We start from the raw sequence: 16050 nt of genomic DNA, 5'->3' as shown, positions 1-16050 counted from the left end.
TGGACGGCGAAGAACCGCGCGCATTTTCCGTTTATGTCACTTTTAATAGGTTGGAGTACCTGCAGTCGAGAGGGATGTCACTCTCGTCCATCATCGACGGTGTGACGGGCAACGAACGCACGCTGACGGTGTACGACCCCGAGGACCCGGCCGCTATCGAGGACGTAGAGCGCCACTTCGCGGTCCAGAACGTCACCGTAGAGCGAGCGACCGCGCCCGTCGGGCCCGACGACTTCGCCGTCCTCCACGACGACGGGGAGTTCCTCTCGGCCGCCGACCTCGGGAAGCTACGCGACGCGGTCTCCTTCCGAGCGGGGCTCCTCGACGCCGACGAGTTCGAGCGGACGCGGTACCCCGAGATACTCACGCACGTCGACGACGCGACGTTCACCGCGTACGGCAAGCAACGGATGGTCCTCGCGTCCCGCGAGATAGAGGAGCGAGCGTGGCGCGAGGGGAACGGCGAACTCCACGCGGGGTTCCAGCGGCTCTCGCTCCTGGCCGACCAGTGGGACCTCTACTCCCGAATCGCCGACCGGGGCGTCGACGTTCACGTCTACGGTGCGCCCGACTGGAAACCACCCGAGACCGACCGGTTCGCGGCCCATCCGAGCGAATCCGACGAGATTCGAGACGCGTGGTTCGTCGCCTTCCAGTCGCCGGACGGGGGCGACTGCGCGCTCGTCGCCGTGGAGGAGGAGACCGACGAATTCCGGGGGTTCTGGAGCTACGACGGGGACATCGTCGGCGACGTGTTCGACCACCTCCGGGACAGGTACGGGACGGACTCCGGTCCCGAGTGAGCGCCCCGCGCCGGGAGACGGCTCAGACGTACGACTCGAACACGTCGGCGCGGAGCCGCCCGCGAACGGTTTCGAGCAGGTCCTTCAGGTTCTCGGCGTCCTCGCGGTTGTACCGGACCAGCCGCTCCAGAGCGGCGTCGTCCTCGTGGCGGTCGTAGCGCTGCCAGAGCCGGACCGCCTCGCGGCCGTCCACGTCGTCGTCGGCGCGGTCGATGCCGAGGTCGCGCTCGACCGACTTGAGCCCGCCCGACAGCCCCACCCGCTTGCAGAGGTACATCAGATCGAGGTGGGGCGTGGTCACGTCGAGGGGGTAGCAGTCCTCCAGAAACGGCTGGTCGAAGCGCTTGCCGTTGAACGAGACCAGCATGCTCGAAGCGGCGAACTCCTCGCGGAGCGCCTCGCAGGTCAGGTCCTCGCCCTGCACGTAGGTCCGGGTGTCGCCCCCGCGGTGGAGGCTGACGGTCGTCACCTCGTGGCGCGAACTGTCGAGACCGGTGGTCTCGATGTCGAAGAAGCAGGCGTCCTCCGCGAAGTTGGGGTAGGCCCGCCAGAGGCTCCCGCTCGGGAGCGCGTCGCCGAAGAAGTCGGCGTCGCCCGCGTCGAGGCGGTCGCGGGCCTCGCCGATGAACTCGCGGACGTTCTCGGCGGTGGTCGGGCCCAGCAAGTCGTCCTCGAAGTCGTCCCAGTGGGTGACCCCCCGCTGCCAGAGGCGTCGCTCGGTCTTCTCGCCCACGCCCCGCGCGGGGATGAAGGAGTTCTCCAGTCGCATGCCCTCAGTTGGTTCCGTCATTGGTAATAAATCCCGCCGAAGGGAGGGCGACTCGCCTCCCTCGAAAGGGGGCGACACGCCTTCCGCCGAAGGGCGAGCGACTCGCCTCCCTCGAAAGGGGGCGACCCGCCTCAGTCGGCCTCCGACCGAGTCCCGCGAGCGCGGGACTCGGTCGCCTCCTCGAATCTGTCCGGGACGTAGGCCCGCGCCTCCCGGGGGACTGCTCCGACCAGACGCACCCAGAGTCGCGCCAGCGGCTTCCGGAGGAGGGCGTAGCCCGCCGAGACCGCGAGGACAGCGACCACGAGAGTCCGGACCGGGGGTTCGTGGACGACGAACGCCGGGACTCCGAGCAGGCCCGCGAGCGCGAGGTCCTCGGGCGCGCCGTCGTACCGAATCCAGCGCCGCGGGGCGACCCACCGCCCGCGGAAGTGGTCGTACACCGCCCGGTCGGAGGTCGCGCGCCACGGTTCGACTTCGAGGCCGCCGCCCAGCGCGTCCATCAGCGAGTGGAGCGCCGCGCCGACGACGAACAGCGCGAGCGCTATCGTCGCCGCGCTCGGAAGCGCGAGTGCGAGCCCCCCGGCGGGGACCGCGAGCGCGGAGTAGTAGACCGGGAAGTGGAACGTCTTCCGGTGGCCCGCGTAGAGGTCGAAGTCGGGGAACACGCTGCCGACCGCGGCCGCGACGAGCGCGACCGCGGCGAACTCCGGCGCGGCCCTCGCGACCGCGGTCGCGAGGGCCACGCCGACCAGCGCGTGGGTGGTCGCCATCATGTGGTGGACGGATACGGCCGGAGCGTATAAACGCGTGGCGACCGTCGAGCACTGCTTCCCGCGCGCCGTCCACTGCACCCCGAACCCGAGGGTCGAAGGCCCTCGACCCCGAACACCCGGGCGTGCCGACCCGAGACCTCTCCCATCCGCTGGACGACGACGTGACCGTCTACCCAGGCGACCCCGCGGTCGAGCGCGCCCCGGCCGCGACCCACGAGGCCGACGGCTATCGCGTGACCGAGATTCGCATGGGCAGTCACGCCGGGACCCACGTCGACGCGCCGAGCCACACCGAACCCGACGGCGGGACTCTCGACGCGTTCGACGCCGCGCGGTTCGCGTTCGACGCGCGACTCGTGGACTGCTCGGACAAGCGGGCGCGCGAGCCGATTCGCCCGGGCGACCTGCCGGACGACCCCGACGCCGACCTGCTCGCGATTCGAACGGGCTGGGCCGACGAGTGGGGGTCAGACGCCTACTACGATCACCCGTATCTGAGCGAAGCAGCCGCGAGAGCGTGCGCGGAGAACGGCTGTTGCGTGGGCGTGGACGCCCTGAGCGTCGACCCCTCGCCGAGCGCGCGCGGAACCGAGCGCGACGGCGAACCGGCGGGCGTCCCCGCCCACCACACACTGCTCGGTAGCGAACGCCTCATCGTCGAGAACCTGACGGGGCTTTCGGGCCTCCCAGACCGATTCGAACTCAGGGCGTATCCGCTACCGCTTCCCGACGCCGACGGCGCGCCGGTCAGGGCCGTGGCGGTGTGGTAGCGACGGAGGACCGACTCAGTGCGACGACGGCAGAACGTCCTTGACGGGGTAGAGGTCCTCGTGGATGCCCTCGGCGTCGCAGTCCTCGTTCGGACATCGATAGTACCAGCCGTCGTCGGTCGCCTCGCTGGCCTGGAATCGCTCGCCGCAGCGGCCACAGAAGAGCAACGAGTCGAAGTTATCGGCGTCCCGAGAGAGGTCTACGTCGGTTCCGGTCTCGCGGCTCTCGAGCAGTGGTTGCATACCCGTATTTTCCACCCCATAATATATAAGACCCACCGATTTTCGGGCGTTCAGACGGGGAGTCGGCGAAATTATCCGGGACCGGGGGACGCGAGTCGAGCGGAGCGAGCGCCGGGCGGAATCGCGAGTCCCAAGTCGGGCGAAATCGAGGAAGCAGAACGCACTTCCCGAGCGACGCGAAAACGGAACCGATGGCGAAGTTCGAAAACACCGGCCAACCGGATTGGGACTGGTGGGGTCGGCTGTGGCCGACTCCCGGCGAGACCCTCCGACGCCTCGGGGTCGAGCCCGGGGAAACGTACGTCGAGGCGGGGTGTGGCAACGGCTACTTCGCACTGCCCGCCGCGCGAATCGTCGACCCCGCGCCGCTGTACGCGCTCGACCTCGACGAGGAACTGCTCGGCGAGCTCGCCGACCTCGCCGACCGGCAGGGAGTCGAGAACGTGGTTCCGGTTCGGGGCGACGTCCGCGAACTCCCCGCCCACCTCCCGGAGACCGTCGAGGGCGTGTTGCTGGCGAACGCCTTCCACGGAATCGGCGAGACCGCGGCGGTCGTCGAGGCGGTCTTCGACGCGCTCGAACCCGGCGGCCGGTTCGTCGTCGTCAACTGGCGCGACCTGCCCCGCGAGGAGACCGCCGCGATGGGCGAACCGCGCGGCCCGCCGACCGACCTCAGGATGTCGCCCGGCGAGACCGAGGCCGCCGTCCTCGACGCGCCGAGCGGTTTCTCGGTCGCCCGACGCGTCGACCTGCCGCCGTACCACTACGCCGTGGTCTTCGAGCGGTAGCCGTCGAGTCGGGAGAGGAGAGGACAGGAGAGGACAGGAGAGGAATCACCGCGAGCGCGACCGGACGTACCACGCGACGCCGAGCGCGAGGAGGACGACAGCGCCGCCGAGGAAGAAGACGAGGCCGGGCGGGAGCGTGGCGAGCGCGTCGGTACCGCCGCCGTCGACCACGGTCGTCGCGACCTCGGTGGTCTCCTCGGCGACGGTCGTCATCGCCTCGGTCTCCTCCTCGGTGACTTCGGTCACGGTTTCGGGTTCCTCGGTTGCGACCTCGGTGTCGCCACTCTCGGTCGCCGTGCCCTGCTCCTCGGTGGCGGTTTCGGCGTCGTCGCTCGCGTTCGGCCCGGCGTCCGACCCCGCGCCGGAGTCGCCGCCCTGAGAGGCGAATTCGAAGCCGCTCGCGCCCGGGTCGAACAGGTGCTGGACGAGGAGGCTCGACGCGCCAAGAATGCCGAGGCCGCCGAGCAGTCGCGAGAGGGCGGTCTCGACGCCCTCGGTGTCGTCGTCGTTCCCGGCGAACACGACGAGGGGCTTGGCTGACGGGGCGTAGACATTCATCTCGCGGCCCTTCTCGGAGTAGACGGTGTCGACGACCTCCACGAGGTCGGCGTCGGTCAGCTTTTCGAGGTGGTACCGGACGTTCTGGATGGAGGTGTCGGCCGCCTCGGCGAGCGCCGAGGGGGTCGCCGGGTCGTCGTACAGCGCGCCCAGAATGTCGCGGGCCGTCTCCGACTGGAGGGCCGCGAGGAGGTCGGCGGCGTCGTCGCTGTCGACGCCGATGACTCGGGGGTCGCCGCCGTCCCCCGCCGAGGGGTCGGGGCTGGAGGGCAGGAGGTCGGCCATACGGTCCCGTTGTCCCCATTCGGGTTATAATTTTGTCCCTATCTGGTCGGGAGGAAGTTCGTCGGGGCTGTCCCGGCCGTCCCCGACCGGAGGAAGGTATATGCGCATAGACAGAAATTATAGATTATGTACAGTCGAATTCTGGTCCCGACCGACGGGAGCGAACACGTCGAACGGGTCGTGGCTCACGCCCTCGATATCGCCGAACGGGACGGCGCGACCGTCCACGGCCTCTACGTCGTGGACAAGGGCGGGATGCCCGAACTCGACGCCGAGATGCGAGACGAGGTCGTCAAGAGCTTCGAGCGGACCGGTGCGGGCGCGCTCGACGAATTCCGGGAGTTGGCCGAGGCCGGAGGGGCCGACGTCGTGACCGCGACCGCCGAGGGAAAGCCCTCGAAGGAGATCGTCGAGTACGTCGAGGACAACGACGTCGACCTCATCGTGATGGGGACCCACGGCAGGAGCGGAATCCGCAACGTCCTCATGGGCAGCGTCGCCGAGCGCGTGGTCCGTCACTCGCCGGTCCCGGTCCTGCTCGTGAACGTCGAGCAGGGCGCGTGAGCGGCGTCGGTCGAGGAGCGTTCGACCGACTCGGTTCCATTTACGATTCCGTAAACGGACCGCGTCACTCCGCACGATTCTTCAGCCACTCGTAGACGCCCTCGCCGATTTCGGCGAGGGCGTCGCTCCCGTCGCCGCCGTTCTCCAGTCGGTCGGCGAAGACCGCGAACACCAGCGGCGGGTCCCCGGGGTCGGCCGCTCCGACCTCGGCGTCACCGTCGGGGAGCGAGACGTACCCCGTATCGAGCGCCGCGGTCGGGAGGCTCCCGGTCTTGTGGGCGACCGGGGTCTCGAACGGGAGGTAGCGCGGGAAGGCGGTCGCGTACTTCTGTTCTTCGAGCGGAACCACGAGTCGGTCGTAGGCCGCCGACGAGAGGGTCGCCTCGTGGACCACGTCGGCGAAAAAGCGGGCGCAGTCGAGCGGCGTGGTCGCGTTCGCGGGTTCGCCCTCGGGCCACTCGCCCGTGACCGGGAGGTCGTTGTCGCCGAGCGTGGCCATCATCTTCCGGCGCAGGCGGGTGTCGGTCATGCCGAGGTCCCGGGCCGACTCCTCGACTCGCTCCATCCCGACCTCGTCTATCAGTTCGTTCGTGGCGGCGTTGTCGCTGATGGCTATCATCGCCCGCGCGAGGTCTTCGAGCGACGGGTCGGGGTCGTCGAGCAGGTGGAACAGACCGCTCCCGGTGACCCGGTTCTCGGGCGTGATTTCGCGGCGGCGAGTCAGTTCGTCGAGTCGCCCGTCGTAGGTCTCGTAGAGCGCGTAGAGGATTGGGAGCTTGATGACGCTCGCGCTGGCGAAGGTCGCCTCGGCGTTCGAGCGGTAGACGACCTCGAAGTCGTCGGGCCCGCGCGGAAACCCGAGGAAGACCCCGAGGCGACCGCCGAGCGTCCCGGCGTACGAGTCGATGTGGGCCGCGAGGTCGGCGTCGGTCTCGACCTCGGGGCGGTCGGGCCTCATCCGCGCCGGACCTCCTCGCGGCCGGACAACTCGGTCCGTAGCCCGGCCGCGGGGGCGTTCTCGGCCGGGGAGCGGTCGAGCGCGACGACCGCGTCGCGCTCGACTGAGGGGTCGGCTGTGTGGTCCTCGGGCATGCCGAGACCGTCGGGTCCGAGGGAGATAATCCCTCGGGAACGGATGGCACGCTTGCGGGGCGACGGCGTGCGAGGAGAGAAATCGGCGAGAAGGGCGGGTGGAGATGTCGACGGACCGGCCCGCGAACCGACCTCAGAGCGGGGTCCACTCGGTGGTGATGTCGCGGCGGGGGACGTGCCAGCGCTGTTGGGCGTCGTGGCCGTACTCGTCGGGGTCGACGGTGCGGAGTTCGATGATAGCGTCCACACCGGGTGCGAGCGCCTGCACGGGGTCGCTGTCGTAGGCGTTCGCCAGTACGTAGTGGGCCATCGCGTCGCGGTCGCGGACGTGGCCGCCGACCGCGTCGATACAGCGCCGGACCACGTCGGGTCCGTAGTGGTCGATCAGCGGGCCGAGCGAGTCGAGGCAGACGCGGAGGTCGGCCGGACGGAGGCGGTCGGCCCGGTTCTCGGTCTCGTCGATGGCCTCCGCGAGCGCCGACTGGAGGCCCCGTAGCTCGGGGTCGGCCACGCACGTCTCTCGAATCCCGGCGAGTTCCGGCGGCGTGGTGGGGTCGGTCGCCGCGGTGACCGACCGCGGCGCGCCGGTGTGGTTGAGGATGCGGGTGGTCTCGGTCAGCGAGCGCGGCGCGGCGTCCGGGTCCGGGAGCCTCTCGGCGATGCTCCGCGGCGTGGCGTCGGTGACCGCGAGCAGCCGGTAGCGCAACTGGTCGTCGTCGCCGAGGAGCCGACCGCTCGCGCGGGTGAAGACCTCGCGCGGGGCGTCCCCGACCACGAGCAGATTACAGCCCGTCGTCTTGAGCTCGTTCAGCAGGCCGATGAACGCCGAGAGGTCGTCGGGCGGTCCGTCGTCGGCTCGCGAGGGGTGTGGCTGGTCCGTCGACATATGTTCACATGGTAAGTCATGTGTGTTTTCTTTATAAATTTTATCGATTAGTAAAAGTCAGTATAAAGATGTTCGGCCAGAGTCTTGAACGGAAAACGACGAGTCGGCGCTCGGGTGAATCGGCCCGCAGAACTAAGTTTCTGGAGTCCATAATTTAAATCGAGTTTGCAGATTGAAGTTCATATCGTATTTTTACTATAGGAAATCTTTAGAAAAATAGAAATTACCAGCTGGTGTAAATAAATTTGCAATGGAAAACAAATCCAAGCTCGCAGATTGGCTCGCGGACAACCCGAAGATGATGGGCGTTCTCTGGGCGATGATGTTACTGCTTGCAGAATCGGGGTCAGTGATAGCAACTAGTTCAAGCGCAAGAGCAGGACCATAATTCAAATATTTGAAAGCCAGTGTTTGCTCCAGACTAAGTTCTGGTCAACAATAATAGGTGGCCAATCGCCCTGAAACGTTTCGCGGATTTCCTCCGTACATACCGTTGTCTTTCCAGATAGTCCCCCAAGGATGAACCATTTAGGTTCAGAGATATGTGGATGGACAGTTGAACCAATGCCGAAAGAGCGTGTGATATAACCGCATGGCTCAATCTTTATTTCTCTAGTATTACTATAATCTACCATATGGTATAACACAGGAGCATTATTCTCACACTGAGTAAATGTCGTTCCGGGGTCCCCCAACACCACGTACTGATTCCCTAACGAAGTATACTCCCGAACGAGTTCGACCGCCGCACCGACGCCGAATCCGTGATACAGTAGACGCGCGAACGTCTCACCCACCTCCACGGCACCGGAGTTCCACAGGTCGGCCAGACTCACCACCGCCGCCCTCGCGCCCGCCTCCACGAGCGCGACGCCCTGATCGTGCGAGCGACACCCGTTCAGGAGGACGGTCTTCGCGCCCGTCTCGTCCAATTCCTCGGCGTCGAGGATGCCGTCCGAACACTTGAAGCCGAGGCCGTCGATGTGGCCGATGAAGTGGAACATGTCGGAGTCGGCCGCGAGCAGGTCCCGGAGCCGGTCGGTGGAGACGCCGAACTCGCAGGTCACGTCGGTCCGGAGGTCGTCGCGGCTCCCGTAGATTTCGGCGGCCGAGTCGAGTTCCTCGCGCATCTCCTCGTCGTTGCAGACCACCGTGATGGCGACCGTGCCGTCCTCGGAGGTCGCCCGGTCGTGTTCGAACGCCGCCTTGAGGAGCTTGGTGCCCTGAATCGGCGTCCGGTCGCCGACCCACGCCTGTTCGAGGGCGTCGGTCTCCGGGAGGGGCATGTACCCGCCCTCGCCCGGTACCCCGCGGGCCGACTCCGAGTCGGTGAGGTCGTCGGAGTCGTCGGATTCGTCCCCGTCGTCGCTCCCTCTCCGGGTCACCGACCGGCGGGTGCCGACCGACCGCAGGAAGTCGTCGGGGTCGCCCCCGCTCGCACTCCCGGGGTCGCCAGCGCCCGCGGGCGCTGGCGACCCCGCTGGCGGGCCGGACGGGACCGTCGCGTCGGGACCGCGGAAGAACCCCGACAGCGCCTCGTCGGTTTCGACCTGCTTGTCGGTCGGCGTCCACGACCCGCCGCCGGTCGTCTTCGGCCGGACGAGCGAGAGGTCGTTGACGACGTACGGCAGGAGTTCGGCCGCCTCGGGTCCGGGTTGGACGTGCGTGACCCGGTGCCACGGCGACTCGACCGCGGCGACCGCCTCGTCTGGCACCGCGAGGTACTCCCGGAGGCGCTCTCCGGGCGAGGCGTCGTAGAGCGCGGCGAAGTCGAGGTCGGCCTCCGATTCGAGGACCGACCGCTCGTGGAGGTCGTCGGGATACAGCCCCTCTGTCCGGGTCGCGCAGTCGAGGACGAGCGTTCGCTTGAGCAGCGACTCGACCGCGTCGGCGACTGCCTCCGGGTCCTCGCCGAGGAAGCGCGCGACCCCCGACTCGGCGGTCAGCCGCGGGGTCTCGCCCGCCGCGACCCGCGCCCCGAGGTAGTACGCCAGCGGCGCGACCGTGAGGACGTACTCGTACTCCGGGGGCACTGCGATGGTGATGCCCGTCTCCGGCGGGTCCAGCCCCTCGGGAATCGAGAGTTCGTCCCCGCGCTCGATGCGGGGCGGATGGCCGCGCAGGGTCGGCCACGCGCGCTCGGGCGAGGTGGTCTTGAGCGCCGAGGAGAACGTCGAGACCGCTTCCATGAGCGCCTCGGGGTCGTCGGGCACCGTCACGGTGGCGGCGGGTTCGCTGTGGTACGACCGCGCGCCGACCGCGACCGAGCGTTCGCGGTCGAACTCCACGTCGACGCTGTCCTCGGTCGCGTCGATGGCGACCGCGCCGGTGACCCGGACGTATATCTTGATGGGCGAGTGGAGTTCGAGCAGGTAGTCGCCGACCGGGAACGCCTCGGTCGTCGGGAGGTCGACGGCCGCCAGGTGGTCGCCGTCGGGCGTTCGGACCTCCATCGGAACCATGTACGGGAGTTCGAAGCCGTCGGTCCGAATCCGGCAGGCGTTGGCGACCGGGAAGGCGAACGACTCGGGGTCGGCCGGGACCGGGTCGACCGGCGCGCTCGTGAACAGCGAGAAGTGACGCGTCTCGATGGGGTCGACGACGTCGAGACCGTTCGCGTCCGGCAACGAGCCGAAGGTCGGGTGCGTGGACATGGTGTGGCGCGCCCCTGAACTGTACGGGATACTCTCAGCCAACTCCTAAAAATCCTCGGACACGAATCGACTCAGACGAGCCGGGTCGCGAGTTCGAACCCCTCGTCGAGTCGCTCGTTGTACCGGTCGGCGTCGGGGTCGAGGCTGTCGACGACCACCTCGCCCGCTTCGCCCTCGGCGTGGATCACCCGCTCGCCCCCGAGGCTCAGCGCGACGTGGCCCGGGAAGAACAGCAGGTCGCCGGGTTCGAGGTCCCCGCGCGCGACCTCCTCGCCCATCTTGCGCTGGAGGTCGGCGTCCCGCGGCAGGGTCAGGCCGTTCCGGCGGTAGGCCATCCACGTCAGCCCCGAGCAGTCGATGCCCTCGACCGTCATTCCGCCCCAGACGTACTCGGTGCCGAGGTACTCGCGGGCGGTCTCGACCACCTCGTCCCCGGTCGGAGAGCGGCCCGCGGGCCGCTCTCCGACCGCCTCGCGGGGCACCGAGTGCTCGACTCCCGTCCGGAACCGGACCCGCGCGGGGTCGGCGTCCTCGATTATCTCGCACTCGGTGCCCGCGTACATCGTTCCGGGGTCGGCCGCCACGTCGAGTCTCGTCGCGGTCACCGCGGCGTCGGCCGAAATCTCGGTCGGAACGCCCACGCAGGTCCGGTCGACCCACCCGACGTAGCCGTCCGGAACCCGGACGCGCCGCCAACCGTCCTCGGCGTCGTAGGCCGTCAGGTCCGCGCCGTACAGCACCTGCGTCACCTGCTCGGCGTCCTCGTCGGGCTCGCCCCGGACCGGCGCGACCGGCGCGGTGACGGTTCGGTCGCGGGCCGACCGCTCCAGCGCGGTCACGTCGGTGGCCGCGACCGGCCGGTCGGTCGCGGCCTCGACGGCCTCGACCGCGCGGGCCTTCAGGTGGTCGGTGAGTACTACTCCCGAGAGCAGGACGGCGCTGTCGGTCGATTCCGCGGATACGTCGAAGACAGTGACCCGCGGGTCGGGCGCGCGGTCGGTCTCGCACTTGGCGAGGACGTGGGAGAGTCGTCGGTCCGGGAGAGCCATCGTCTCTCCCCAACTCCTCGTCCGGAGGTGTTAAGTTTTGACACCCCACGCCGAGGCAGTCCGTTTGCGATTCCGCAAACGCGCTCAGAACTCCGTGACGACCTCGATTCCGACGGTCCCGTAGTCGCCCATCGCCGCGAGTCGGTCGGGCACGTCCGACAGGCCGACCTCCGCGGTCACGAGGTCGGCGGGCGAGACGGTCCCTCGGTCCATCATCCGGAGGAGTTCGTCGTACCGGGTCGGCGGCATCCCGCGCGACCCGAGGAACGTGATTTCGCTCATCGTCATCGCGTCGGTGGGGAGCGAGACCTCCCCGCGCTCCTCGTCGGTCGTCAGCCCGAGCTGGAGGTGCTGGCCGCGCTTGCGGAGACACGCGACCGAGTTGCGAACCGTCTCTGCGATGCCGAGTGCGTCGACCGAGACGTGCGCGCCGCCGTCGGTGAGCCCCCGAATCGCGGCGGGGACGCCGCCGTCGGCGGCGTCCCCGGCGTCCACGTCCCCGGCGTTCACGGTCTCGTCGGCACCCAGCTCGCGGGCCTTCACCAGCTTCCCGTCGGCGAGGTCCACCGCGACCACGTTCGCCCCGAGCGCGTCGGCAACGTGGACCGCCGAGAGGCCGACCCCGCCACAGCCGTGGACCGCGACCCAGTCGCCGGGCGCGAGGTCGGCGCGGTGGGCCAGCCCGTGGTACGCGGTCGCGAACCGACAGCCGAGACTCGCCATCTCGGTGGGCGAGACGCCCGCGGGCAGGCCGACCGCGTTGTAATCGGCGTCGGGGACGTGGACCCGCTCGGCGAACGCGCCGGGCGCGTCGGCCTCGAACCCGAGCGCGAGGCCGCCGGCACAGACGTTTCCGTGGCCGTTCCGGCAGTACTCGCAGTCGCCCCGACCGAGGTTGAACGGGACCGCGATGCGGTCGCCCTCCCGGATTCGCTCGACCGAGTCGCCGACCGCGACCACGGTGCCCGCGGGTTCGTGGCCGAGTATCTGGCCCTTCGGAACCCGGTCGTCGGCCCATTCGCCGTGGCCCTGCCACGCGTGCCAGTCGCTCCGACAGACGCCGCAGGCTTCGGTCTCGACGACGACGCCGTGGGGGTCCGGGTCGGGCGCTGGGACGTCTTCGATTTCGAGGGGTTCGCCGTATTCGCGCAGGACTGCGGCCTTCATGTGGGAACTGTTGTCGGGGCGCGGATTAAAAGGTGAGAGGTTCGACGCCCGGGACTCGCCGGTCTATCGACCGAACTATTGATGGGCGTGGTGTTCGAATTCGGAGGGTATGGAAATAACCCCGACCCAAGTCGGGCTCGCCGGGGCGCTGGCGGTCGTCCTCGCCAGCGCGTGGTACGTCGACGGCCGCGGTCGCTGGTACGCCGCCCTCGACGAGCGACTGCTCTACGGTGTGCCGTGGGGAACCCTCCTCGCCGCCAGCGCGGTCGTCGGGTTCTATCTCGTGGTTCAGGGCGGTTTCGAGCGTCCGAGCGACCCCCTCGTCCTGCCGTTCGTTACGTGGTCGTACTTCTATCCGACCGGGTTACTCACCGCCGGAATCGCACACGCCGGACTCGCCCACCTCGTCTCGAACGTGACGGCGACTCTGGTCTTCGGGTCCATCGCCGAGTACGCCTGGGGCCACCGGCCGCGTCGGGAGCGCCGCGCCCGACGGCGCGGTCTCCCCACCGGTGGGGAGACCGCCGCGACGGACGCCCGTCGCGGCGGCCTCCTCGGCCGTCCGTGGTTCCGGGCGTTCGTGGCGTTCCCGGCGGCGCTGTTCGCGGCCGCGCTGGTGACCGCCGTCTTCTCGCTCGGGCCGGGACTCGGCTTCTCGGGCGTGGTGTTCGCCCTCGTGGGGTTCGCGGCCGTCCTGCGCCCCCTCGCGGCCGTCGTCGGGGTCGTGGCGTCCTCGGTCCTGTCGGTCACGCTCGACGCGCTCACGCAGCCGGTCGTCCGCGAGACGGTCGAAGCCGGTGGGCCGTCACCGCCGGGGTGGGCTGGCATCGCGTTTCAGGCCCACTTGCTGGGGTTCCTGCTCGGCGTCGTCGTCGCGGTCCTCGTGGTGTCGCGTCGTCGGCGCAGGCCGTCGTTCGCCGCGCTCGGACTGGGCGTGTTCGCCGTCGGTGCGGTCCAGTCGCTGTGGCTCCTCGTCTGGACGCCGAGTCAGGACGTGTACGTGCTGTACCGGGGAATCGGCCTCGCCATGGTGGCGGGTCTGGCGCTGGCCATCGCGAGCGCGGTCGCGGGCCGCGACCGACGCCTCCTGACGCCGGGCGGGCGCTTCGCGTGGCTCCCGTCGGGCCGGACGGTCGCGGTCGCGTGGCTCGCGTTGCTGGTCGCGGGGGCGGCGCTCGGAGCCGTGAGCCTCGTCGCGACGGGAGAGGGGAACGTCTACGAGTCCGCCGTTCTGGTCGCGTTCGCGTCCGTGCTGGCCGTCCCGGCGCTCGTCGCGCTGGCCCCCGACGACCGACTGCCCTCGACCGCGTCGTGGCGGGGCGGGGCCGTGGTCGCCATCGCGGTGTTCACCGCGCTCGTCGCGGTCGTGAGCGTTCCCGTCGGGCTGACGGTCGTCGGGGCCGACGCGATGCCCGAGGGGGGCGTGTCGGCCGGGGACTACGCCGTCACCTACGCGGAGAACGCCACCAGCGGACAGCAGTGGCTCGTCGACACCGGGGACGAAGCCACCGACGAACCGACGAGCGTCAGCGGCGTCATCGTCGCCAGCGACGACCGAGAGCTCTGGACAGTCGGCCTCGACAGACGGACGCTCGCGTTCAGGGGCGAGGGGAACGTCACGGTGGGCGGCGTCGGCTGGCGCGAGACGGTCCGCGCCGAGCGAACGGGCTGGGAGGTGCTGGGCAACGACACCGCCTACGCGGTCGACCTCGAACCGGGCGCTGGCGGCGAGACCGTCCGGGCGTTCACCTCCGACGGGTCTCGGGCGAGCGCCGAGGTCGACGGTCGACGTCTCGAAGTGGTCCCGACCCCGGAAGGATTCGAGGTCGCGGTCCTGACCGACGGCGAGACCGTCGACGCCGTACCGGTCCCCGAGACCAACGAATCGGCCGACGTGGGAGACCTCACGGTGACGGCCGTCGACGGCGACGACGGAACCCGGCTGATGGCCGAATCGGGCGACACGCGCGTCCGGTTCGCCGAGCGCGAGACGTATCGGTGACCCGAGAGCGGTGTCCCGGGCGCTCCCGTGTCCTCGACCCGTGAGCTTGTCGCCGCCAGGATTGGGACCGCCGTGGCGTCACGCGAACTCTTCGGCGGCACTGAGCAGGACGGCGAGGCAGAGGACCCCGACCAGGACCGAGGCGATTCCCTCTCCCGTCAGGAACACCCGGACCGTGCCGAAGAACACGTTCACGAAGAGGAGGAGCGTCGCCCAGAAGAACGCCCACGCACGGGTGGCGAGCACCCCGACCGCGACCACGAGCTGGCCGGTCGCGGCGAGTGCGAGTGGAAACCCGACGATGCCCATCCCACCGGCGATCAACAGCAGGCTACCCCAGAGCGCTCCGAGAGCGCCGACCGCCATGAGGAGTCCTAGAGCCACCAGCCGGACCGAGCGGTCGGTTCCGCGGGTCGCGGAACGCCGCGACTCGTCGCTCGGCGATTGCCCCCGAGACCGGCCCCCAGACTTCCGCCTGCGCTTCTCTCGCTCCGCGCGGACCATACGCCGGGTAGAGTGTAAACTTATTAATATCTTCGGGTCGGTGACGGCGTCTCGGTCGGAGGCGTTCCGGGGACCGCCACGCACAGAACTAAGGACGAAACCCCCGACCGGACGAGTATGGAGTACGTCAGACTCGGCTCCACGGGCACCAAGGTCAGCGAGATATGCTTCGGGACGTGGCGGTTCGGCAAGGAGTCGAACGGCACCGTCGAGACCGACCGCAAGACCGCCCACGACCTGCTCGACGCGGCGTGGGACCGCGGGGTCAACTTCGTCGACACCGCGAACGTCTACGGCGACCCCAACGGCACCGCAGAGGAGTGGATCGGCGACTGGCTCGCCGACCACGACCGCGAGGACTTCGTGCTGGCCTCGAAGGTGTACTTCGGCGTCGACGAGGGCCCAAACGACAGGGGCCTCTCGCGCAAGCACGTCCGGGCCCAGATCGAGGGCACGCTCGACCGACTCGGCACGGACTACCTCGACGTGTACTACGTCCACCGCTGGGACGACGAGACGCCCATCGAGGAGACCCTGCAGACCTTGAACGACCTCGTTCGCGAGGGGAAAGTGAACTACCTCGCGGCGAGTTCGATGGCGGCGTGGAAGCTGACCAAGGCGCTCTGGACCAGCGACGTGGAGGGACTGGAGCGCTTCGAGGTGACCCAACCGAGGTTCAACGCCGCGTATCGGGACCCGGTCGCCGACTACCTCGACGTGTGCGCCGACCGAGACCTCGCGGTGTGTCCGTACTCGCCGCTCGAAGGCGGATTTCTGACGGGGAAATACGACCGCGAGGGGACCGTCCCCGAGGGGTCGCGCGGCGAACTCTACGAGTGGGGAGACAGGTGGGACGACCGCCAGTGGGCGGTCCTCGACGCCGTCGAGGCGGTCGCCGACGAGGTCGACGCCACGCCCGCGCAGGTGTCGCTGCGGTGGCTGGCCGACCAGCGCGAGTTCCGCTGCGTCCCCATCGTCGGCGCACGAACCGTCGACCAACTGGAGGAGAACCTCGGCGCGAGCGACATCTCGCTGTCTGACGAGCAGTTCGAGCGAATCCGCGAGGCCTACGAGTAGCGAATGGTATCCAGCCTTACACAAATCGGCTACAGGATACAGTGAAGGGCCGAGAGGCGGAAC

18 protein-coding genes are annotated in these 16050 nt (G+C 69.1%); 7 read left to right on the top strand and 11 right to left on the bottom strand.

The genetic code is table 11. From position 1 onward, the window contains the following. The first annotated feature begins 74 nt into the window (after positions 1 to 74). Complete coding sequence (locus NGM10_RS16500) at positions 75 to 803, top strand: DICT sensory domain-containing protein (RefSeq protein WP_253483980.1); 729 nt, start codon at positions 75 to 77, stop codon at positions 801 to 803. A gap of 22 nt (positions 804 to 825) precedes the next feature. On the opposite strand, the gene NGM10_RS16495 is transcribed toward NGM10_RS16500, so the two are convergent. Further along, positions 826 to 1572, bottom strand: coding sequence for a ribonuclease H-like domain-containing protein (locus NGM10_RS16495; protein ID WP_253484738.1), 747 nt, complete (start codon positions 1570 to 1572; stop codon positions 826 to 828). 131 nt (positions 1573 to 1703) lie between these two features. After that, positions 1704 to 2348, bottom strand: a complete 645-nt coding sequence (locus NGM10_RS16490; protein WP_253483977.1) for a metal-dependent hydrolase — start codon at positions 2346 to 2348, stop codon at positions 1704 to 1706. A 122-nt stretch (positions 2349 to 2470) separates the two neighbouring features. On the opposite strand from NGM10_RS16490, the gene NGM10_RS16485 reads away from it, so the two are divergent. Continuing rightward, on the top strand, positions 2471 to 3118 hold the full coding sequence (locus NGM10_RS16485) for a cyclase family protein (RefSeq protein WP_253483974.1): 648 nt from the start codon (positions 2471 to 2473) through the stop codon (positions 3116 to 3118). A 15-nt stretch (positions 3119 to 3133) separates the two neighbouring features. Here the strand turns inward: NGM10_RS16485 and NGM10_RS16480 are convergent, their stop codons facing one another. After that, positions 3134 to 3361 carry a recombinase zinc ribbon domain-containing protein gene (locus NGM10_RS16480; RefSeq protein WP_253483971.1) on the bottom strand — a complete coding sequence of 76 codons (228 nt, stop codon included), beginning with the start codon at positions 3359 to 3361 and terminating at the stop codon, positions 3134 to 3136. 191 nt (positions 3362 to 3552) lie between these two features. On the opposite strand from NGM10_RS16480, the gene NGM10_RS16475 reads away from it, so the two are divergent. Continuing rightward, positions 3553 to 4149, top strand: coding sequence for a class I SAM-dependent methyltransferase (locus tag NGM10_RS16475; protein WP_253483968.1), 597 nt, complete (start codon positions 3553 to 3555; stop codon positions 4147 to 4149). Positions 4150 to 4194: 45 nt separating this feature from the next. On the opposite strand, the gene NGM10_RS16470 is transcribed toward NGM10_RS16475, so the two are convergent. Continuing rightward, the gene (locus NGM10_RS16470; protein ID WP_253483965.1) at positions 4195 to 4992 is read right to left on the bottom strand and encodes an ArsR/SmtB family transcription factor; all 798 of its coding nucleotides are present in this window, start codon (positions 4990 to 4992) and stop codon (positions 4195 to 4197) included. A 126-nt stretch (positions 4993 to 5118) separates the two neighbouring features. Here NGM10_RS16470 and NGM10_RS16465 point away from each other — a divergent pair, with 126 nt between their 5' ends. After that, a complete protein-coding gene (locus NGM10_RS16465; protein ID WP_253484717.1) occupies positions 5119 to 5556 on the top strand; it encodes a universal stress protein in 438 nt (145 codons plus the stop codon). Positions 5557 to 5620: 64 nt separating this feature from the next. Here NGM10_RS16465 and NGM10_RS16460 read toward each other — a convergent pair whose 3' ends face one another. The 3 genes from NGM10_RS16460 to NGM10_RS16450 all read right to left on the bottom strand — a co-directional run bounded on the left by NGM10_RS16460 (position 5621) and on the right by NGM10_RS16450 (position 7534). Beyond that, positions 5621 to 6514 carry a serine hydrolase gene (locus NGM10_RS16460; protein WP_253484714.1) on the bottom strand — a complete coding sequence of 298 codons (894 nt, stop codon included), beginning with the start codon at positions 6512 to 6514 and terminating at the stop codon, positions 5621 to 5623. Next, the gene (locus NGM10_RS16455) at positions 6511 to 6648 is read right to left on the bottom strand and encodes a hypothetical protein (protein ID WP_253484711.1); all 138 of its coding nucleotides are present in this window, start codon (positions 6646 to 6648) and stop codon (positions 6511 to 6513) included. The genes NGM10_RS16460 and NGM10_RS16455 overlap by 4 nt, the downstream gene beginning before the upstream one ends. Before the next feature lie 133 nt (positions 6649 to 6781). Next, entirely contained in the window at positions 6782 to 7534 is a 753-nt protein-coding gene (locus NGM10_RS16450) for a DUF7504 family protein (protein ID WP_253484709.1), read from the bottom strand. A 250-nt stretch (positions 7535 to 7784) separates the two neighbouring features. Here NGM10_RS16450 and NGM10_RS18375 point away from each other — a divergent pair, with 250 nt between their 5' ends. Continuing rightward, complete coding sequence (locus NGM10_RS18375; protein ID WP_438267175.1) at positions 7785 to 7922, top strand: DUF7503 family protein; 138 nt, start codon at positions 7785 to 7787, stop codon at positions 7920 to 7922. Between the two features lies 1 nt (position 7923). Here the strand turns inward: NGM10_RS18375 and NGM10_RS16445 are convergent, their stop codons facing one another. From NGM10_RS16445 to NGM10_RS16435, 3 genes are all read right to left on the bottom strand, one after another. Beyond that, positions 7924 to 10188 (bottom strand): CHAT domain-containing protein, encoded by a 2265-nt coding sequence (locus NGM10_RS16445; RefSeq protein ID WP_253484706.1) that lies wholly within the window; start codon positions 10186 to 10188, stop codon positions 7924 to 7926. A gap of 71 nt (positions 10189 to 10259) precedes the next feature. Then, positions 10260 to 11237 carry a C40 family peptidase gene (locus tag NGM10_RS16440; protein ID WP_253484703.1) on the bottom strand — a complete coding sequence of 326 codons (978 nt, stop codon included), beginning with the start codon at positions 11235 to 11237 and terminating at the stop codon, positions 10260 to 10262. A gap of 84 nt (positions 11238 to 11321) precedes the next feature. After that, positions 11322 to 12404, bottom strand: coding sequence for a zinc-dependent alcohol dehydrogenase family protein (locus NGM10_RS16435; protein WP_253484701.1), 1083 nt, complete (start codon positions 12402 to 12404; stop codon positions 11322 to 11324). A gap of 109 nt (positions 12405 to 12513) precedes the next feature. Here NGM10_RS16435 and NGM10_RS16430 point away from each other — a divergent pair, with 109 nt between their 5' ends. Further along, complete coding sequence (locus NGM10_RS16430) at positions 12514 to 14406, top strand: rhomboid family intramembrane serine protease (protein ID WP_253484698.1); 1893 nt, start codon at positions 12514 to 12516, stop codon at positions 14404 to 14406. Between the two features lie 78 nt (positions 14407 to 14484). Here the strand turns inward: NGM10_RS16430 and NGM10_RS16425 are convergent, their stop codons facing one another. Beyond that, a complete protein-coding gene (locus NGM10_RS16425; protein WP_253484695.1) occupies positions 14485 to 14910 on the bottom strand; it encodes a hypothetical protein in 426 nt (141 codons plus the stop codon). 117 nt (positions 14911 to 15027) lie between these two features. Between NGM10_RS16425 and NGM10_RS16420 the strand changes: the two genes are divergently transcribed. Continuing rightward, on the top strand, positions 15028 to 15987 hold the full coding sequence (locus tag NGM10_RS16420) for an aldo/keto reductase (protein ID WP_253484692.1): 960 nt from the start codon (positions 15028 to 15030) through the stop codon (positions 15985 to 15987). Positions 15988 to 16050 lie beyond the last annotated feature (63 nt).

This window comes from Halorussus salilacus (genome assembly GCF_024138125.1).
Taxonomy (GTDB): Archaea; Halobacteriota; Halobacteria; order Halobacteriales; family Haladaptataceae; genus Halorussus; species Halorussus salilacus.
The sequence above is the reverse complement of the archived record's forward strand: the minus strand, read 5'-3'. Positions and strand labels throughout refer to the sequence as shown.